Origin of the sequence: Actinoallomurus iriomotensis (genome assembly GCF_030269445.1) — a bacterium.
GTDB classification, from domain to species: Bacteria; Actinomycetota; Actinomycetes; order Streptosporangiales; family Streptosporangiaceae; genus Actinoallomurus; species Actinoallomurus iriomotensis.
The window spans coordinates 225435-245275 of record NZ_BSTJ01000011.1 but is presented as its reverse complement, the minus strand read 5'-3'; the positions used below and the strand labels follow the sequence as shown (position 1 = coordinate 245275).

Genomic DNA, 19841 nt, shown 5'->3' with positions numbered 1-19841 from the left:
CCCTGCGGTCGGCGACCTCCCGCCACGCCTCCCAGTGCGCCTCTGCCTTCCCATCACCCTGATCCGGGCGCCGCGAACCCTGGTCCTCAGCTCACGCCCCGCACAACCCCACCGCGAACTGCGGCGCCTTGCGACACGCCTCCCCACCACCCCCGATCCGGACGCCGCGAACCCCGACCCCCAGCTCACACCCCCTGCGGTCGGCGGCCTCTGGGTCACGCCTTCCAGCGCGCCTGTGTGTCGCCTCGTGGTTCGGCGCGGGGGTACGGCTCGCCGTCTAGTGATCGCGGCGGGTGATCATTCGTGCGAGGGTGGTGAGTTCGTCGGCGGGGCGGGCGGCGGGATTGGCCGAGCGTAGGTGGTGGAGGGCGTCGGCGAGCAGGTCATCGGCCTTTCGGCGGCACCAGGCGCGGCCTCCGGCGCGTTCGACCAGCTCCGCCGCTTGGATCAGTTCGTTGTCGGACATCGGCAGGTCTCGGTGGTAGAGCGCGGCCAGCTCGTGGCCGGCCGGCGTGCCCGAGGTCAGGGCGGCGACGACCGGCAAGGACTTCTTTCTTCGGCGCAGGTCGGCGTAGACGGGCTTGCCGGTGAGCTTGGGGTCGCCCCAGATGCCCAGCAGGTCGTCGGCCACTTGGAACGCCAGGCCCAGCTGCTCGCCGAAGGCACGCAGCCGGACCGCCTGATCGGGCCGGCCGGCGAACAGCGCGCCGAGGCCGCACGCGCAGCCCAGCAGCGACGCGGTCTTCCCGCCGGCCATCGACAGGCACTCGGACAGCTCCACGTCGGTGCGCGTCTCGAACGAGATGTCGGCGCTCTGACCGGCGACGAGCCTCTGCACGGCGGCACTGACCCACCGCATGCCCTCGGTGGCGGCCGGATGCCCGCTGGCCGCCAGCAGGTCGAAGGCGAGTGTCAGCAGTGCGTCGCCGCCGAGGATCGCGGCGCCGACCCCGAACGCGGCCCAGGTCGTGGGGCGATGCCGGCGCGTACGGTCGCCGTCCATCACGTCGTCGTGCAGCAGAGAGAAGCTGTGCACCAACTCGATCGCGGCCGCCGCGGGCACCGCCACCGCCGGCGCGGCGCCGACGGCCTCGGCGGCCAGCAGGGTGAGGGTCGGGCGGATCGCCTTGCCTCCGGCGGCGTGGGCCGGCTGGCCGCGTTCGTCCCACCAGCCGAAGTGGTGGCCCGCGATCAGCCGCATCGGCGCGGGAAGCGTGTCGACGGCCGAGCGGAGGGCCGGGTCGACCACGCTCCGGCTCCAGGCCAGGATCTCGCCCGCCTCGCGCGTCGTCGTCGGGTGGTCGGTGGTGGTCATGAGACCTCCCCCGCCGGAGAGGAGACCGTGGGGGCTGCGCTGCTGATTCCCTCGCTTCGCTCGGTCACGGGGCCTCCTCCGTCGGAGGAGGTGACCACGGGGGCGTGTCTTTCGATTCCCTCGCTTCGCTCGGTCATGGGCCCTCCTCCGTCGGAGGGAGTGACCACCGGACCGTGCCTTCGATTCCCTCGCTCGGTCATGGGTGCCTCTCGTCAGCGGGAGATCTCGACGTTCTCGAGGATGCCCAGCGCGTCGGGCACGAGAACGGCGGCGGAGTAGTACGCGCTGACGAGGTAGGACAGGACGGCCTGATCGTTGATCCCCATGAACCGCACCGAGAGGCTCGGCTGCACCTCGTTCGGGATGCCGGTCTGGTGCAGGCCGATGACGCCCTGGTCGTCGACGCCGGTCCGCATCGCGATGATGGAGGTCGTACGGTCGTCGCCGATCGGGATCTTGTCGCAGGGGAAGATCGGCACTCCGCGCCAGGAGGTCACGGCGTGGCCCTCCACTTCGAGGCTCTGGGGGTAGACGCCCCGGCGGTTGCACTCACGGCCGAACGCGGCGATGGCCTTCGGGTGGGCGAGGAAGAACCGGGTCTTGCGGCGGCGGGTGACCAACTCGTCCATGTCGTCCGGCGTGGGCGGGCCGGAGCGGGTGTAGATGCGCTGCTTGAGGTCGGCGTTGTGCAGCAGGCCGAACTCACGGTTGTTGACCAGCTCGTTCTCCTGCCGCTCTCGCAGCGCCTCGATCGTCAGCCGCAACTGCTGCTCGACCTGGTTCATCGGCTGGTTGTACAGATCGGCGACCCGCGTGTGGACCCGCAGCACCGTCTGGGCGACGCTCAGTTCGTACTCGCGCGGCGACAGTTCATAGTCCACGTACGTGCCCGGCAGCACCGGCTCACCCGAGTGCCCGGAGGCCAGGGTGATCGCGGCCTCGCCGTGTTTGTTCTGCGGCGGCCGTTCCTGGTCGCGCAGGCCGGCGAGGTGGTCGCGCAGTTCTTCGGACTGCTCGACGAGTTCGTCGAAGCGTTCGCGCGACAGGGCGAGCACGATGCATTTGGTCTGGGCCTTGGCGGTGAAATCCCACGTCTCCTGAGACCCGGCCAACGCCCGATCACCGAAATAATCACCATCCGCCAACACCCCCAAAGCCGTCTCATCACCATACTTACCAACCCCCACCCGACTCACCTTGCCATGCGCGATCAAAAACACCTGATCCGCAGGCCTCCCCACCTCCACAATCACATCCCCAGCATCAAACTCCTGCTGCACAAAACGCCCCGCCAACGCATTCAACGTCCCCTCATCCCCAAACCCCCGCAACAACGGAAGCTCACACAACTCCGGCGGAACAACCCGCACCTCCGACCCCGTCGAAGAAAAACTCACCCGCCCATCCCCCACCGCATAACTCAACCGCCGGTTCACCCGATAAACCCCACCCGACGCCTGAACCCACGGCAGCATCCGCAACAACCACCGAGACGAAATCCCCTGCATCTGCGGCGCCGACTTCGTCGTCGTCGCCAAATTACGCGCCGCCGCCGTACCCAGACTCAACGGCGAACCCTCAACACCCAGACCCGACTGCGCCGACTCCGTCACGACACACACCACCATTCTGTTTTCACTGTCAGTTGTTGATCCGTACGGGGAGAGGCGCGGAGCGCGTGCCGCTCCGCGCCCATCGGCGGCCCGTTATTCGTTCGTCGGAGCGGTTTCCACGTTTTCGAGAATGCCCAGCGCGTCGGGCACGAGAACGGCGGCGGAGTAGTACGCGCTGACGAGGTAGGAGATGATCGCCTGGTCGCTGATGCCCATGAAGCGGACCGACAGGCCGGGCTGGTATTCGTCGGGGATACCGGTCTGGTGGAGCCCGATGACGCCCTGGTCCTCTTCGCCGACGCGGAGCAGCATGATCGAGCTGGTGTGGGCCTCGCTCACCGGGATCTTGTTGCAGGGGAAGATCGGCACCCCGCGCCAGGCGGGCACCCAGTTGCCGGCGAAGTCGACGCTCTGGGGGTAGACGCCCCGGCGGCTGCACTCACGGCCGAACGCGGCGATGGCCTTCGGATGGGCGAGGAAGAACCCCGGGTTCTTCCAGACCGTCGACAGCAGTTCGTCCATGTCGTCGGGGGTGGGCGGGCCGGAGCGGGTGTAGACGCGCTGGCTGAGGTCGGCGTTGTGCAGCAGGCCGAACTCGCGGTTGTTGACCAGCTCGTTCTCCTGCCGCTCTCGCAGCGCCTCGATCGTCAGCCGCAACTGCTGCTCGACCTGGTCCATGGGCTGGTTGTACAGATCGGCCACCCGCGTGTGGACCCGCAGCACCGTCTGGGCGACGCTCAGTTCGTACTCGCGCGGCGACAGCTCATAGTCCACGTACGTGCCCGGCAGCACCGGCTCACCGGTGTGTCCCGACGCGAGCGCGATCGCGGCCTCGCCGTGCTCGTTCTGGTCTCCGGTGGGCCCCTCGCGGTAGCGCTCGAGATGGGTGCGGAGAGTGTCGGACTGGTCGACGATCTCCTGGAAGACCATCCCGGAAAGGGTCAGGACGATGCATTTGGTCTGGGCCTTGGCGGTGAAATCCCACGTCTCCTGAGACCCGGCCAACGCCCGATCACCGAAATAATCACCATCCGCCAACACCCCCAAAGCCGTCTCATCACCATACTTACCAACCCCCACCCGACTCACCTTGCCATGCGCGATCAAAAACACCTGATCCGCAGGCCTCCCCACCTCCACAATCACATCCCCAGCATCAAACTCCTGCTGCACAAAACGCCCCGCCAACGCATTCAACGTCCCCTCATCCCCAAACCCCCGCAACAACGGAAGCTCACACAACTCCGGCGGAACAACCCGCACCTCCGACCCCGTCGAAGAAAAACTCACCCGCCCATCCCCCACCGCATAACTCAACCGCCGGTTCACCCGATAAACCCCACCCGACGCCTGAACCCACGGCAGCATCCGCAACAACCACCGAGACGAAATCCCCTGCATCTGCGGCGCCGACTTCGTCGTCGTCGCCAAATTACGCGCCGCCGCCGTACCCAGACTCAACGGCGAACCCTCAACACCCAGACCCGACTGCGCCGACTCCGTCACGACACACACCACCATTCCGTGTTCGTACCGACTGGGGAAACCGACGGGTGATTAATTCAGCCGCCGAACCGGCTGCCAGGAAGGGCGGCATATCGGCCCGGCACTGAATTAACACCTTTGCTCGCGGATGACATTACGTTGTGTATCCCTTTGATCACAATAGGCAATCGAAGGTTGTTCTCCGGGTCGCCGAGGCGCGCCGTCACGGGCTCTCGCACGCTCACGGAGCGGCCGCGAACGCCACGCCGGCACCCGCCGCGATGACGGCCGTGATGACGACGAGCACCATCAGCGTGGTCAGCGGATTCTTGTGCCGGGGCGGCGCGGGCGCGGCCTTCGGCCTGGACGCCCTGCGGTGCTGCGCCGTGACCGGCGCGGACGGCCGGTGCGCCGCGGGCGGTGTACGCGTCGGGGCGGCCGGCACGGCACGGGCCACGACGGGCGCCACCGGGGCCGGGGAGGTGCCGCCAGGAGGGAGCGGAGCGGCGGGCGGCGGTGGTGCCGGGCTCGGCGGCGGCGCCGGCGGTGTCGGGGGCGGAGTCGGTGGCGGCGGCGGCGGGGGCACCGGCGGTGACGGTGCCGGGCCGCAGTCGCCGAGCTCCGCGCGTACCGTCACGAGGTTGAGCACGCTGACGTAGACGCACAGCGGGTAGATGGCGCGGACGCTCACGTGCGCGATGTCCGCCTGTCCGGCGGCCACCGAGGAGGCGGAGCCGACACCGAGGTCGGCGGCGAGCACGGACAGAGGCGTGGGCCCACCGTCCGGCCGCAGCGCACCCACCAGGGCCAGCGGACCGTTGCCAGGGTCGAGGGCCGACGCCGGAGAACCGTCGGCCGCCCGCTCATCGGCGGCGCTTCCCTCCCCTGCGGACGCCTCGGGCGTGCCGCGCTCCCGAGGCTTGGCGGCGAGCACGGGCAGAGGTGTAGGGCCACCGCCCGGCCGCAGCGCACCCACCAGGGCCAGCGGACCGTTGCCGGGGTCGAGGGCCGACGCCGGAGAACCGCCGGCGACCGGCGACTCGTCGGCAACGCTTCCCTCCGGCGCGCCGCGCTTCCGGGGCTTCGCGGCGAGCACGGGCGACGTCGTGGGGGCGCCGCCCAGCCGCAGCGCCTTCACCAGGGCCAGCGGACCGTTGCCCGGGTCGAGGGCCGACGCCGGAGAACCGCCGGCGACCCGCTCATCGGCGGCGCCTCCCTCCCCTGCGGACGCCTCGGGCGCGCCGCGCTCCCGAGGCTTGGCGGCGCCCCCATCGCCGGCGGCATGCCCAGACGGGGAGGAGGACGACGCGCCTGCGTCTTCCGGCCGGGAGGCATCGGCGGACGACGGATGACCGGGGGCGCGCCCATCCGGAGCATGCCCGACAGGCGTCTGACCGGCCCTGACCGGCGCGCCCGCGTCTCCCGGCGGGGCGGCACCGCCAGAGGGCGGGCCGCCGAAAAGGCTCGCGAGTCCCGCGGGCGCCCCGGCCTGCCCGCCCGCGTCTCCTCGCGAGGAGGCACCGGCGGAAAGCGGGCCGCCGACGAGGCCAGAGGTCGGCACGGGCGACCCGGCCCGCCCATCCGAAGCACGCCCGGCAGGCCTCTGACCGGCCCTAACCGGCGCGCCCGCGTCTCCTGTGCTTGGTACGGGCGATCCGGCGGGCGCCTGAGCGGACCGGCCCGGGGCAGCCGCCTCCCCTCGTGGAGAGGCACCGGCGGCGCGAGGAACCTCAGCTCCTCTGGGCGACCCGGCATTCATCCGTTGGGAGCGCCCCGCGGACGGCCGGCGCGCCCGGGTCGGCGTACTCGTGTCTCCCCGTGGGGCGGCGGGGTTTCCGGCTGCGGGGGGTGGCCCGGCCTTCCCCTCTGGGTCTGTCGTGTCGGCGTCGCGCCGTTGGGGGCGCGTTCGCGGTGAGCCGTCGGCCGGCGGGCGGGGGCGTCGCTGGTCGGTTCGGGTGGCGGGGGGCTGGTCGGTGTTCGGGACGGTCGCGAGGGCGGGGGTGGCGGTGAGGCCGACGACCGTACCGGCCGCGAGGACGGCCGCGCAGGCGGTGCCGGCGGTACGAGGGGTGGGGGCGACACGCATCAGCGGCTCTCCGGGATCTGCTGGAACTCGTGCTGGGCGGTGATGTACGCGTCCGGCTTGACGCGCAGGGCACCGGTGAAGACGTGGGAGATGTCGAAGGCGAGGAAGACGCCGAAGCCCAGCAGGGCCGCCATCACGCCGAGCGGCACGATCGTCATCGCACGGGGCCGGGCGCCCGCCATGAACGGGAAGATGAGGACGACGAGACCGGTCAGGATGGTCATGTAGAGCAGGCCCGCGGGCGGGTGGGTCCGCGCGTCCAGCGCGCGCTGGCCGCGTGCCGTGGCCAGGGCCTGGAGCTGCTCCACGACCGCGTCGCGGTCGTCCTTCTGGTCGTCGTTGGCCACGGGCAGGGCGTTGAGCTTCGAGCGGAGCGCGGTGAGCCGGTCGTCGCCCTCGGCGGTGACGTGGCCCCGCTTCATCGAGTTCCATTCGCGGCCCACGACGAGGTCGGTGTAGGCGCGCAGGTCGGCCTGCACGTCACGGCCCTGCGGAGCGGGCAGCGCGGCCGCCGCCCAGTACGCCTCGACGAGCGCGCGGCTCTCGGTGTAGGTGTTCTCGCGCGCGGAGTCGGCGTTGGTCCACGGGATGACGATGGCGATGGCGAAGACCAGCAGGAACAGCGCCGACAGCATCGAGCCGGCGTGACCCGCGGTGGCGCCGCCGGGATCACTGTCGTCGGAGCCGCGGCCGAACTTGCGGAAGAGCAGGGCCGCCGCGACGACGACTCCGACCGCCGCGACGACGGCGAGAATGCAGACGAGCATGACCGGCTCCAGGTCTTTGTGTGGCTGGCGGGGAGGGGCGGATGCCCGGCATGTGCTGAGCGTTATTTGACTATCACATTGGGTGACCGTGGTGAAGCCGTGAAACGAGCCGATTCCGACCTCTCGAAGAGGCGCCCGGATGGGATACCTCGCGGCATGTCCGCTATCGGGACGAATGACCTGCGATGTCGTGCACGATGAGCGCCGAATGATCCGTCCGTGCGGTTTCACACACGTCCGGGGCGACCGCTTCCGGACACCGTCGGGTTCCCGCGGCCACCTGCGGGTCCGCCCGTAATACGGGCATAAACCAAGCCGTTTGTGGAAACGATCTTAAATGCGCGGCGAGGTGACCGACATTTAACCAATGGCTTCGCCGGGACGAAGGACCCCTCGATTAGCGTGACGCGTGAAACAAAGGGAGAGAACGGCGAATCGGGGGCCAATGGACGCGATGAGCCCGACCACGACGCAGGGCGCCGGGCCGAACCCGAGCGGGCCAGGACGCCACGCGAGCAGCACCGGGCCGGGACCGTACACGGGCGAGGCCGGGAGGCGGTTGAGAGACGCCGTACGGGCCTGCGGGGTCACCCCTCTCATCGGGATCTTCGACATGTTCTCCGCGTCCGTCGCCGCCCGACACTACGACGGGCTCTTCGTCTCGGGGTTCGGCTTCGCCGCCTCCTACTACGGGCTGCCCGACATCGGCTTCATCGCCTGGCCGGACATCGTCGCCTTCGTGCAGCGTCTGCGGCAGGCGTTTCCCCGGCACCATCTGCTGGTCGACATCGACGACGGCTACGCCGACCCCGAGGTCGCCTGTCACGTCGTCGCGCAGCTGGAGGCCATCGGCGCCTCCGGCGTGGTCCTGGAGGACCAGGACCGGCCGCGCCGCTGCGGTCACGTCGACGGCAAGCGGATCCTGCCGCTCGGGGAGTACCTGGAGAAGCTGCGCATGGTGCTGGAGACCCGCCGGGACCTCGTCGTCGTGGCCCGTACGGACGCCACCGGCGAAGAGGAGATCCTCCGCCGCACCGAGGCGCTGGCCGCCACGGACGCCGACGTCATCCTGGTCGACGGCGTGCGCAGCGCCGCGTGGATCCGCAAGGTGAAAGCGGTCGCCGGTGGGAAGCCGGTGCTGTTCAACCAGATCGCGGGCGGCAGGTCGCCGCGGTTCTCGCTGAGCGACCTGGCCGAGCTCGGCGTCGACGTGGCGATCTACAGCACACCGTGTCTGTTCGCCGCGCAGTCCGCGATGGAGGAGGCGCTCACCCGGCTCGCGAAGGACGACGGCCGGCTGCCCGAGGACTCCGTCGGCGTCGCGGACTGCCTTGACCTGCTCGAACGCAACATCAGCCGCCATCACGAACGCTGATCGGGGCCCCGCCCGCGCACGGTTTCATTCTCTTGGCGAGTATGTGTTCATTAGTGCATGATGCGAGCACGATTCGCGCAGGAACGAGCACGTGGTGGAGGCGGGTTTGGCGGACTATCACGTCGAGGCGGAGATCGACAGTCAGCCGTCGTGCTGGCGGCAGGCCGCCGAGCGGCTGCCCGGCGTACGGGACGCGCTGCCACGCGACGGCGAGCGGGTCGCGGTCTTCGGCTGCGGCACGTCGCTGTACATGGCGAAGGCGTACGCCGCCCTGCGGGAGGCCAGGGGTCTCGGGGTCACCGACGCGTTCGCCGCGTCGGAGCTGCCCTACGGCCGTGACTACGACCGCCACGTCGCGATCACCCGTTCCGGCACGACCACGGAGGTGCTGCGGGCCCTCGAACGGCTGCCCGGGACGACAGTGATCACCGCCGTGCCCGACGCGCCGGTGCCCGCCGGCACCCGTACCGTCGTCCTGGAGTTCGCCGACGAGCGGTCGGTGGTGCAGACGAGGTTCGCCACGTCGGCGCTCGCGCTGCTGCGCGCCTCTCTCGGCGACCCCGTGCCGGACGCCGACGCGGTGCGTGCGCTCGGCGAGCCGCTCGCCCCGGAGTGGCTGGAGGCCGGGCAGATCACCTTCCTCGGCAGCGGGTGGACGGTCGGGCTGGCCGACGAGGCGGCGCTGAAGGCGCGCGAGGCCGCGCAGCTGTGGACCGAGTCCTACCCGGCGATGGAGTACCGCCACGGACCGATCAGCATCGCCCAGCCCGGCCGGCTGACCTGGATGTTCGGCTCCGCGCCCGATGGGCTCGCCGAGGACGTGGCCGCCGCCGGCGCGGCGTTCGCCGCGAGCGACCTGGACCCGATGGCGCACCTCATCGTCGCCCAGCGGCTCGCCGTCGCCCACGCGCGCGCCAGAGGACTGGACCCGGACCGGCCGCGGTCCCTCACCCGCTCGGTCGTCCTCCCATGATCGTCGCTCTCGACGTCGGCGGCACGTCGATGAAGGGCGCGGTCATGGATCGCGACCTGGAGCGGACGGCCACCGTACGGCGGCCCACCCCACGCGGCGACGCCGCCGTCGCCGCGGTCCTGGACACCGTCGGCGAGCTGGTGGCGCAGGCCCCCGGGGCCGAGGCCGTCGGCCTCGCCGTGCCGGGCATCGTCGACGACGAGACCGGCGTCGCCGCCTGGTCGGAGAACATCGGCTGGCGCGACGTGCCCTTCCGCGCCCTGATCCAGGAGCGCACGGGCCTGCCGGTCGCGGTCGGCCACGACGTACGCGCGGGCGGCACGGCCGAGCAGCGCCTCGGCGCGGCGCGCGGCGCGCGCAACTCCCTCGTCGTGCCGATCGGCACCGGCATCGCCGCGGCGATGGTCATCGACGGCCACCTGTGCGTCGGCAGCGGCTACGCCGGGGAGATCGGGCACATGTCGGTGGGCGCGGACGAGCCCTGCGTGTGCGGCGGCACCGGCTGCCTGGAGGCGGTGGCGTCCGGGCCCGCGATCGCCCGCCGGTACGCCCGACGCACCGGGCGGGAGGCGACCGCGGACGCGGTCGCGGCGCTGGTCGCCGAGGGCGAGCCGGACGCCGTGGCGGTGTGGGCCGAGACGGTCGGCTGGCTGGGCACCGCGCTCGCCGCCGCGACCGTCCTCGCCGCGCCCGAGGTGATCGTCATCGGCGGCGGCCTGTCGCGCGCCGGCGACCTGCTGCTGGGACCTCTCGCCGACGACATCGAGGGACGCCTGACGTTCCACCGCAGGCCGCGTCTGACCACGGCGCGCTTCGCCGACGAGGCGGGGTGTGTCGGCGCCGGACTGTGGGCACTCGACCTGTTGGAGACGCAATGACCGTGTTGAGCGCGGACCGGGTCGTCGCCTTGGACGGCGTCCTCGAACCCGGCTGGGTGGAGGTGGCGGACGGCCGGATCACGGCCGTCGGCCACGGCGTGCCCGAGCACGCCGACCTGCACGGCGCGGTGATCGTGCCGGGCTTCGTGGACCTGCACTGCCACGGCGGGGGCGGCGCGTCGTTCGACTCCGCCGACCCCGGCGAGTGCGCCCGCGCGGCCGCGTTCCACCGGGAGCGGGGCACCACGACGCTGGTGGCGAGCCTGGTCACCGCGGCTCCGGACGTCCTCGAACGCCGCGCGTCCGTGCTGTCCGAGCTCGCCGCCGACGGCGTCGTCGCCGGCATCCACTACGAGGGGCCGTTCCTGTCCCCGGCGCGCAAGGGCGCGCACGATCCCACGCTCCTGCGCGACCCCGACGCCGCGACGGTCGAACGGCTGCTCAGGGTCCCGCACGTACGGATGATGACGATCGCGCCCGAGCTGGACGGCGGCCTGGACGCGCTGCGGCGGGTCCGCGAGGCCGGCGCCCTGCCCGCCGTCGGCCACACCGACGCGACGTACGAGGTGACGCGCGAGGCGGTCCGCGCGGGCGCGCGGGTGGCCACGCACCTGTTCAACGGGATGCGCCCCCTGCACCACCGTGAACCGGGCCCGATCCTCGCCCTCCTGGACGCGCCGGACGTCGTGGTCGAGCTGATCGGCGACGGCACGCACCTGCACCCGGCGGTCGTGGGCCACGCCGCCCGTACGGCCGGGACCGGGCGCGCCGCGCTGGTCACCGACTCGATCGCCGCCGCGGGCATGTCCGACGGCGAGTACGAGCTCGGCGGGCTCGGCGTGGAGGTGCGCGAGGGGGTGGCGCGCCTGACCGACGGCGGCTCGATCGCGGGCAGCACGGCGACGGCGGCCGAGATCTTCCGCCGCGCGGTGCGCGACTCCGGGCTGTCCCTGGAGGAGGCCGTGCGCATGTCCGCCACCACCCCCGCCGCCCTGCTGGGGCTGTCCGACCGCGGCGCCGTCTCCCCCGGGCTCCGCGCCGACCTGCTGGTGCTCGACGACGACCTGGGGGTACGGAAAGTCCTCACGGCGTGATCGTCACGATCACGCCGAACCTCGCGCTCGACGTCACGTACGCGGTGACGGAGCTGCGCCCCGGCGAGACGAACCGGGTCGACTCGGTGCACGCGCGGGCGGGCGGCAAGGGCGTGAACGTCGCGCGGGTCCTGCGGTCGCTGGGCCATGACGTGCTCGTCCTCGGCCTGGCGGGCGGCCCGACCGGCGAAGCCGTACGCGCGGACCTGGAGGCGTCCGGGCTGGCGCACGACCTGGTGCCGGCCGCCGGGGAGACGCGGCGGACGGTGACCGTGGTGGCCGGGGGCGAGGCGACGATGCTGGGCGAGCCCGGACCGGCCGTCGCGCCGGAGGAGTGGGCGGCGCTGGAGGCGCGCGTGCCGGACGCCGACGCGCTGGTGATCTCGGGCAGCCTGCCGCCCGGCGTGGACGGCGAGGCCGTCGCCGGCCTGACCGCGCGGCTGTCCGCGCGCGGCGTCCCGGTGATCGTGGACACGTCCGGCGAGGCCCTGCTGCGCGCGGCGCCGCACGCCTGGGCGGTCAAGCCCAACGCCGAGGAGCTCGCCGGGACGACCGGCACCGACGACCCGGTGGCCGGTGCGCGGATGCTGGGGGCGTCCGCGGTGGTCGTGTCGCTGGGCGCCGACGGGCTGCTCGCCGTCACCGCCGGCGGGGTGCACCGTGCCGCGCCGCCGCGGCGGGTGTCCGGCAACCCGACCGGTGCGGGCGACGCGGTGGTGGCGGCGCTCGCGGCGGGAGTCGCCGCCGGGGGCGCGGTGTCGTGGCCCGGCCTCCTCGCCGACGCGGCCGCGCTGTCGGCCGCGGCCGTGCTCGCTCCTCTCGCGGGCTCGTTCGACCGATCCGCGTACGAGGAATTCCGAGCTCGGCGTCCGTCTTCGCCGCAGAGCGGGCGTGATGCCGAGAGCGCGGGATAAGGTCCGGCCGCGCGGCGCGACGGTGGCCGGTGCCTAACGGAATCCTTAGTCTCTTTGGCTTAGGATCGTCAAGACCCCGGACACCCAACACGGTTGAACCGATCAGCCGAACCCCTTTGGGCAGTTTCGTGAACTCCGGCAGGTCACGGGGGATGGATGAGCGACATCAACGACGTCATCAAGGGCTGGGGAGCCCGAAATGTCTGACAAGCCAGTAAATAACGGTGACGCGAACCTGTCCGCGGACGGCGGCGGCTCGCGGCACGAACCGGACGAGGACGCCGCGGCGACGCGCGGTGACGAGGTCACGGAGAACACGAACGACCCCGAGGACACGGCGCACGACATGCCCGTGAGCGACGCCGACCCGGCCGCCGAGGAGACTCCTGTCCGCGGCGCGGCGACCACCGCCCGGGACATCCCGGTCGCCGGTATGCGCGACACGGACGACGAGCGCGACGACACGCCCGAACGCGACCTCGCCGACGACGACGGCGACGGCGACGGCGAAAAGGGCGACGACGCCACGGCCGCGACGCCCCCTCCGGGCGACACCCCCTCCCCCGGATCGACGGACGAGCCCGCCCCGGCCGACGCGACCAAGCCGGTCATCATCCCGCCCGAGGACGACAAGGCCGACGAGGACGCGGACGAGCCCGGGGGCGTACGCCTCGCGGCCGCCGCCTCCAAGGACGCGCCGGGAAAGCCCGCCAAGGCGGGAAAGAAGACCAAGAAACCGCAGGACCGCCGCATCAAGTACGCGCGGCGGGCGGCGTACGTGCTCGGCGTCCTGGTGCTGCTGCCCATCATCGGCTTCATCGTCGTCTACCTGATGACACCGGTCCCCAGCTCCGCCCAGCCCACCGCCAAGGCGCAGCAGTCGGTGTTCTACTACAACGACGGCAAGACGGTCATCGCGCGCACCGGCGACTTCGACCGCCGCCCGATCGACCTGAAGGCCGTCCCCCCGCAGGTGCGCGACGCGGTCATCTCGGCGGAGAACCGCAGCTTCTACAGCGACTCGGGCGTCTCGGTGAAGGGCTCGGCGCGCGCGGTCTGGGCGACGCTGACCGGCGGTTCGATGCAGGGCGGCTCGACCATCACCCAGCAGATGGTGCGCAACTACTACAGCGGCCTGTCCCAGCAGCGCACCGCGGGCCGGAAGCTCAAAGAGATCATGGTCGCGCTGAAGGTCTCGCGCGAGAAGAACAAGGACTGGATCCTCCAGCAGTACCTCAACACCATCTACTTCGGCCGCGAGGCGTACGGCATCGAGTCGGCCGCGCAGGCGTACTACGGCAAGGACGTGCAGCAGCTCACCCCCGCGGAGGGCGCCTACCTCGCGGCGGCGATCCAGGTGCCGACCTACGCCGGCGACCTCACCATCCCGGGCGCCCAGGGGTACATGCAGGCGCGGTGGCAGTACGTCGTCAGCGGCATGGTCCAGATGGGCGCCATCAGCCAGCAGCAGGCCGCGACGATGAAGTTTCCTCCCCCGGCGAAGCAGAAGCAGAAATCGATCTACGCCGGCGACAAGGGCTACATGGTCAGCCAGGCCAAGGCCGAGCTGCGCCGCATGGGCTACACCGACAACCAGATCAACATGGGCGGGCTGAAGGTCCGGACCACCTTCGACAAGGACCTCATGGCCGCCGCGCGGCAGGCGGTCAAGCAGAACATGCCGTCCGGCACGTCGAAGAAGATCCTGACCGGGCTGGTGTCGATCGATCCGGACAACGGTGAGATCAACGCCTTCTACGGCGGCAAGGACTACGTCGACCAGCAGTTCAACAACGCCTTCGACGCGAAGGTCCAGGCGGGTTCGGGCTTCAAGCCGTACGTGCTGGCCGCCGCGCTGGCCGACGGCGAGAGCCTCAACACCTACGTCGACGGCAGTTCGCCGCAGCGCTTCGCCGGGGTCGATCTGCAGAACGACAACAACGAGAACTTCGGCATGGTGAACCTCGTCACCGCGACGCAGGACTCCATCAACACCGCGTACCTCAACCTCGGCCAGAAGGTGGGCCTGGGCAAGGTGGTGTCGATGGCGGAGAAGGTCGGCATCCCGGCCGCGCAGCTGGAGCCGCACAAGGACGCCGCCACGCTCCCGCTCGGCGTCGCCGACGTCAGCGTCCAGCAGCAGGCGGCGGGCTACGCGACGTTCGCCTCGGAGGGCGTCTACCACGCGCCGCACGTCATCAGGTCGGTCACCGCTCCCGGCAGCAAGCCGCGCAAGGTGTCCGAGCCGGGCAAGCGCGTGTTCAGCACGACCGTGGCGCGCGACGCGACGTACGCGATGCAGAAGGTCGTCGACGCCGGCACCGGCACCAACGCCGGGCTGCCCGACCGGAACGCCGCCGGCAAGACCGGGACGACGAGCGACGGCAAGCAGCTGTGGTTCAACGGGTTCATCCCGCAGCTCACGGCCTCGGTCGGCATCTTCCGCAGCGACAACAAGCCACTGGTCATCCCCGGCTACTCCTCGTACGGCGGTGACCTGCCGGCGCGGATCTGGCGTTCGTACGTGGTCCAGGCCGACCAGGCGCTCCACCTGCCGCCGAAGTCGTTCGGCGCGCCGTCGGTGTACACCGGCGGGGGCGGCCGGTCGACGACCGTCCCGGTCAACCCGCGCCCGCACCCGACCGGGTCGCGGCCGCCGGCCCCGCCGACGTCGGGTCCGACGGATCCGGTCCCGCCGCCGGTCGACCCGCCCGGAGGCGGCAACGGCGGTGGCGGCGAGCCGCCGACGGATCCGCCGCCGACCGGTGGCACGCAGCAGCGCGGCCTGCAGCGGCACGGTCACCGGATCCATAACCTGTCCGGCTGACCCAACCGCGAACCGCACACCCGCCCGAAGCACCCGTCAACGGGGCGCGTCGGGCGGGTGTTGTATTCTCTCCGTCAGGTCATGAGCGCCAGCGTCAAGCCCCGGCTTGCTGGCCGGCAACCCTCCGTCCGTGGCGGGGTGCCCCGGGTGATGACCAGGTCCGGCACGACCGTGTCAGGCAAGCGCGGACCCCTTCGCGGGTCCCTGGACTCCGCTGGAGGTTACGCATGTCCCCTGCGTCCGCTGTCATCGACCTCGCCCCCGCCCCCCTCCGGGTCATCGGTCAGGACGTTCCCGTCCCCGTCTCAGGCGGCAGCATTCCGTACGCCAACCTCGACTACGCCGCGAGCGCGCCCTGTCTCGAGAACGTGCGCGCGGCGATCGACGCCGCCCTCCCCTACTACAGCAGCGTCCACCGCGGGGCGGGCCACGCCTCGCAGGTGACCACCGACCGGTACGAGCGCGCGCGGAGCACCGTGCGCGCGTTCGTCGGCGCCTGGCGCCGCGACGCGGTCGTGTTCACCCGCAACACCACCGACGCGATGAACCTCCTCGCGCACGCGCTGCCGCAGGGCACCACCGTGGTCGTCTTCGAGTCCGAGCACCACGCGACCCTCCTGCCGTGGCAGCGCGGCGGCAGGGTCGTCCGGCTGCCGGCCCCCGTCTCGCCGTCCGCGGCGGTCGCCGCCGCCGACGAGGCGCTGGCCTCCGCCCCGGCCGGACCGCGCCTGCTCGTGGTCACCGCCGCCTCCAACGTGACCGGCGAGCTGTGGCCGGTCGCCGAGCTCGCCCGGGTGGCGCGGGAGCACGGCGCGCGCATCGCCGTGGACGCGGCGCAGCTCGTCCCGCACCGGCCGTTCGACATGACCGCGCTCGACGTGGACTATGTGGCGTTCTCCGGGCACAAGCTGTACGCCCCGTTCGGCGCGGGCTGCCTCGTCGGCCGGGCCGACTGGCTGCGCGCCGCCGAGCCGTACCTGTTCGGCGGCGGCGCGACCGCCAGCGTCGGCGACCAGGTCGTCTGGTCCACCGACCCGGAGGCGCGGCACGAGGCGGGCACCCCGAACGTCCTCGGCGTCGTGGCCCTCGCGGCGGCGTGCGAGGCGCTCACCGACTGGGACCGGCTCATCGCGGAGGAGGAGCGACTGCTGGCCCGCCTGCGCACCGGCCTGGCCGCCATCCCGGGCGTACGTGAGCTGTCCCTGTGGGGCGACCTGAGCCCGCGCGTCGGCATCGTGTCGTTCGTCGTGGAGGGCCGCCGCGCACGCGACGTCGCGACCGAGTTGTCCGAAAAGTACGGAATCGGGCTCCGTGACGGAAAGTTTTGCGCACATCCGTTCCTGCGGCGGCTGCTCGGCGAGGGCGCCGGCGACTGTGAGAATGGTGACGGAACGGCGCTGCGCGCGAGCTTCGGCATCGGCACGACCGAGCAGCACATCGACCGGTTGCTCACCGCCCTGCGGCGGCTCGGTCACTGAAAGTCGCATGTCATCGACGAAGTGCACCGACAGGGCGACCCAGATGTCCGGAGCGCGCCGGGCCGTCCCACCGGACTCGGCATACTCCGCAGCACCGCCGGTTTCATCCGGGTACGGTGGACACTCCGCTATCGAGCTTCCGGGGGGTGGCGACATTGACCGACGCGTGGGAGCCAGCGAATCAGCTCGAAAACCAGCTCCGTGACGCGCTGCGCGATGGCGACCAGGACACCTACTTCAAACTCGTGAGCGGCGCGGAGCTGTTCGTTCCGCTGCCGCCGGGCGAGGCCGAGTCGGTGCTGGCCGACCCGGGGGCGTTCACCTGGCCGACCAGCACCCGCGACGGTCGTACGCAGGTGCTCGCCTACACCTCCGGTGAGGCGGGGCGCGCGTGCCTCGGCCCGGCGTACCAGCACTTCGTCCACATGACGCTGGCCGACATGGCCCGCACGTGGCCGGACCAGGAGTGGTGGCTCGCGTTGAACTCCGGCCTGCCCATCGAGGGCTATCTGCCGGCCTGGTTCATCGGTCAGCTCACCGCGGGCATCGCGCCGGTTCCCGGCGAGGAGCCGCAGCAGGGCGTCGCGGCGGCTCCCGGCGCGGAGACCGCGCCGCCCCCGCAGGCGCAGGAGGCACCGGCGCCGCCGGTGGGCGACGCCCCGGCTCCGGACCCGGCCCTCGCGCCGCCCGTCCCGGCCCAGGAGGCCGCGCCGCCGCAGGAGTCGGTGCCGCCGACCGCACCGCTTCAGCAGGTGGCGCCGGCGACCGTGCAGAACGGCGCGAACCCGGACCCCATACCGTCCGAGGACGCCTTCGAGACGACCGTGCACGACGGCATCCCGATCATGCCGAAGCACGGCGCGCCTCCGGCTCCCGAACCCACGCCGGCGCCCGAGCCCGTACCGGCGCCCGAGCCCGTGCCGGCTCCGGAGTCCGGCCCGCCCGCTCCCCCGCCGCCCGTTCCCGCACCGGCCGAGCCGGTACCCGCCGAGCCCGTACCCGCCGAGCCTCTGGCCGCCGAGCCCGCACCGGCCGAGCCCGTGCCGGTCGAGCAGGTGCCGGTGGGCGTCGCCGACCCGGTGGCCGAGCCCGCGCAGGGCGCGCCGCCGCCCGCGCCGGCGTACGACGTGCCGCCGCCGCTCGACGGGCCGCTCGACGTGGACGCGTCGCCGCTCGTGCTGCACTTCACCCCCGACGCCGAGTTCACGCCGCTCGACGAAGAGGAGCGGAGCCTGCTGGACGCCGCGACGCGCGGTGACCGCGAGGAGTTCCTGCGGACCCTGCTCGGCGTACGCCAGATCTGGGTGCCGGTCGTCGAGGGCGGCGACTCGATGCTGGCGCCGGGACGCCCCGGGTTCCAGTGGTACGTCGACGACTCCTCCGGGCGTCCCGCCGTGCCGATCTACACCGGGCCGGGGCGGATGCGCGACGCGATGGGCGGTCATCCGTTCGTGCTGTCCGACCTCGCCAAGGTGCTGCGGTTCTGGCCGGACCCGGCGCTGGAGCTGGTCATCAACGGCGGCACCGCGATCGGCGCGTCACTCCCCGGCGACCGCGTCACCCCGATGGCCGAGCAGGTCGACGCCGCCGCCGCGGCGCGGCTGGCCCGCGACTTCCCGGCGCAGAGCGACGCCGAACGCCAGATGTTCGACGTGCGCGGCGACGCGGACATGATCGTGAAGGTCCTCATGGACGCCACGGTGTTCCTGCCGGTCTGGAGCCGTACGCCGCCCGCCGTGCAGACACGGCCCGGCGACCCGTCCTTCCCCTGGTCGGCCGTTCCCGTACGCGGGCGGCCGTCCGTGCTCGCGTTCACGTCCTTCGACTGGATGAAGGCGGCGGTCGGCACGACCGGCTTCGTCATGCCGACCTTCGCCGAGCTGGTGGCGGGCTGGCCCGACCACGGCTGGAGCGTCTCGGTCAACCCGGGCACGCCGATCGAGCTGGTCCTGTCCGGGGAGCAGATCCGCGCGCTGTCCGCCGTCGGCCCGGAGCGGGTGGCCGAGGACATCCCCCCGCCCATGCCCGAGGGCGGGATGCCGCTCGGCGGCGCCGCGGCCCCGGTGTCCGTCGGCGAGCCGCGCCGCGAGGGCGACGCCGAGGCGGCGCAGGAGGCCGGGGCACGGCCCGCACCCGCCGCCGACCGGCCGGTGGAGGCGCCGCGCGGGCCGTTCGCCATCATGCAGAAGGTCGTGCCGCACGACCAGGTCGCGTGGCACCTGGAGCAGGCGTACGACCGGGTGGCCGGCTTCGTGCACCGGGTCCAGGACGTGGTCGACCTGAACACCCCGAGGCTGCTGTACGAGTCGCTCGGCCTGCTGCGCGAGGGCTCGCCGTTCCACCCGGACGACGCCGAGGTCCACGTCATCCGCTGGCCCGCGTACCGTTCCGGGCTCTACCGCATCCCGTTCGGCGGCCAGACCGAAGAGGCGATGCGGTCGTGGGGCGACGGCGGCTGGGTGCTCGAACTCCCGCCCTTCGGCGGCGACGGCTTCGCGCCGGGCAGCGCCGGCAGCATCCGCGAGTACAAGGTCGACAGCATGCGCCTGCCGCACGGCTCGGAGATGTACGCCATCGGCGGCGACGGCTCCGAACGCTTCGTCGCGCGCTGGGACGCCGACCGGCTGGTCTGGGGGGACACGGAGTGATTCGCGACGGCTACACCGCGCGCTGGCGTGACGCGGAGTACGACGCCACGCCCGGCGTGGACGGCGAGGTGCGGCTCTACGCCACCGCGCCGGAGGAGGGGTTCGACGAGGTACGCCCGGGCCGGTTCGTGCGGGTCGTCCGCGACGCCGAGGTGGACGACCTGCGGTACGTCCGGACGCACTGCACGTGGCGGGGAGAGCCCTTCGTCGTCATCGGCGAGCACGGCGGCTGGGTGCGGCTGGAGTACGCGGGCGGCCGCGCCCCGGTCGCGGTGGCGCTGGGCCTGGAGACGGTCGACGCCGGCGTGTACCAGATCTGGGTCTCACGCGAAGAGATCGACCAACTACGCGAAGAGAACATTTAGGGCATTGGAGGCGACAAGTTCGC

14 protein-coding genes and 1 riboswitch are annotated in these 19841 nt (G+C 72.2%); of the genes, 9 read left to right on the top strand and 5 right to left on the bottom strand.

Annotation, left to right across the window (positions count from 1 at the left end):
* Positions 1-277: 277 nt before the first annotated feature.
* The 5 genes from QSK37_RS38105 to QSK37_RS38085 form a co-directional block, all read right to left on the bottom strand.
* On the bottom strand, positions 278-1315 hold the full coding sequence (locus QSK37_RS38105) for a family 2 encapsulin nanocompartment cargo protein polyprenyl transferase (RefSeq protein WP_285630765.1): 1038 nt from the start codon (positions 1313-1315) through the stop codon (positions 278-280).
* Positions 1316-1527: 212 nt separating this feature from the next.
* Entirely contained in the window at positions 1528-2943 is a 1416-nt protein-coding gene (locus tag QSK37_RS38100; protein WP_285630762.1) for a family 2B encapsulin nanocompartment shell protein, read from the bottom strand.
* A 78-nt stretch (positions 2944-3021) separates the two neighbouring features.
* Positions 3022-4449 carry a family 2B encapsulin nanocompartment shell protein gene (locus tag QSK37_RS38095; RefSeq protein WP_285573947.1) on the bottom strand — a complete coding sequence of 476 codons (1428 nt, stop codon included), beginning with the start codon at positions 4447-4449 and terminating at the stop codon, positions 3022-3024.
* 205 nt (positions 4450-4654) lie between these two features.
* A complete protein-coding gene (locus QSK37_RS38090) occupies positions 4655-5551 on the bottom strand; it encodes a hypothetical protein (RefSeq protein ID WP_285630756.1) in 897 nt (298 codons plus the stop codon).
* A gap of 947 nt (positions 5552-6498) precedes the next feature.
* Positions 6499-7266 carry a bestrophin-like domain gene (locus QSK37_RS38085; RefSeq protein WP_285630753.1) on the bottom strand — a complete coding sequence of 256 codons (768 nt, stop codon included), beginning with the start codon at positions 7264-7266 and terminating at the stop codon, positions 6499-6501.
* Positions 7267-7720: 454 nt separating this feature from the next.
* On the opposite strand from QSK37_RS38085, the gene QSK37_RS38080 reads away from it, so the two are divergent.
* From QSK37_RS38080 to QSK37_RS38040, 9 genes are all read left to right on the top strand, one after another.
* The gene (locus tag QSK37_RS38080) at positions 7721-8641 is read left to right on the top strand and encodes an isocitrate lyase/PEP mutase family protein (protein ID WP_285630750.1); all 921 of its coding nucleotides are present in this window, start codon (positions 7721-7723) and stop codon (positions 8639-8641) included.
* Positions 8642-8747: 106 nt separating this feature from the next.
* On the top strand, positions 8748-9614 hold the full coding sequence (locus QSK37_RS38075; protein ID WP_285630747.1) for an SIS domain-containing protein: 867 nt from the start codon (positions 8748-8750) through the stop codon (positions 9612-9614).
* Positions 9611-10492, top strand: coding sequence for an ROK family protein (locus tag QSK37_RS38070; RefSeq protein WP_285630746.1), 882 nt, complete (start codon positions 9611-9613; stop codon positions 10490-10492). Before QSK37_RS38075 ends, QSK37_RS38070 begins: the two co-directional genes overlap by 4 nt.
* Positions 10489-11586, top strand: a complete 1098-nt coding sequence (gene nagA, locus QSK37_RS38065) for an N-acetylglucosamine-6-phosphate deacetylase (RefSeq protein WP_285630744.1) — start codon at positions 10489-10491, stop codon at positions 11584-11586. Before QSK37_RS38070 ends, nagA begins: the two co-directional genes overlap by 4 nt.
* Positions 11583-12500, top strand: coding sequence for a 1-phosphofructokinase family hexose kinase (locus QSK37_RS38060; RefSeq protein ID WP_285630742.1), 918 nt, complete (start codon positions 11583-11585; stop codon positions 12498-12500). Before nagA ends, QSK37_RS38060 begins: the two co-directional genes overlap by 4 nt.
* 199 nt (positions 12501-12699) lie before the next feature.
* Positions 12700-15327, top strand: a complete 2628-nt coding sequence (locus tag QSK37_RS38055) for a transglycosylase domain-containing protein (RefSeq protein ID WP_285630740.1) — start codon at positions 12700-12702, stop codon at positions 15325-15327.
* 77 nt (positions 15328-15404) lie between these two features.
* Positions 15405-15518, top strand: a riboswitch (SAM riboswitch).
* Between the two features lie 36 nt (positions 15519-15554).
* On the top strand, positions 15555-16805 hold the full coding sequence (locus tag QSK37_RS38050; protein WP_285630738.1) for an aminotransferase class V-fold PLP-dependent enzyme: 1251 nt from the start codon (positions 15555-15557) through the stop codon (positions 16803-16805).
* A 146-nt stretch (positions 16806-16951) separates the two neighbouring features.
* The gene (locus QSK37_RS38045; RefSeq protein ID WP_285630737.1) at positions 16952-19453 is read left to right on the top strand and encodes an SseB family protein; all 2502 of its coding nucleotides are present in this window, start codon (positions 16952-16954) and stop codon (positions 19451-19453) included.
* Complete coding sequence (locus QSK37_RS38040) at positions 19450-19818, top strand: hypothetical protein (protein ID WP_285630734.1); 369 nt, start codon at positions 19450-19452, stop codon at positions 19816-19818. Before QSK37_RS38045 ends, QSK37_RS38040 begins: the two co-directional genes overlap by 4 nt.
* Positions 19819-19841 lie beyond the last annotated feature (23 nt).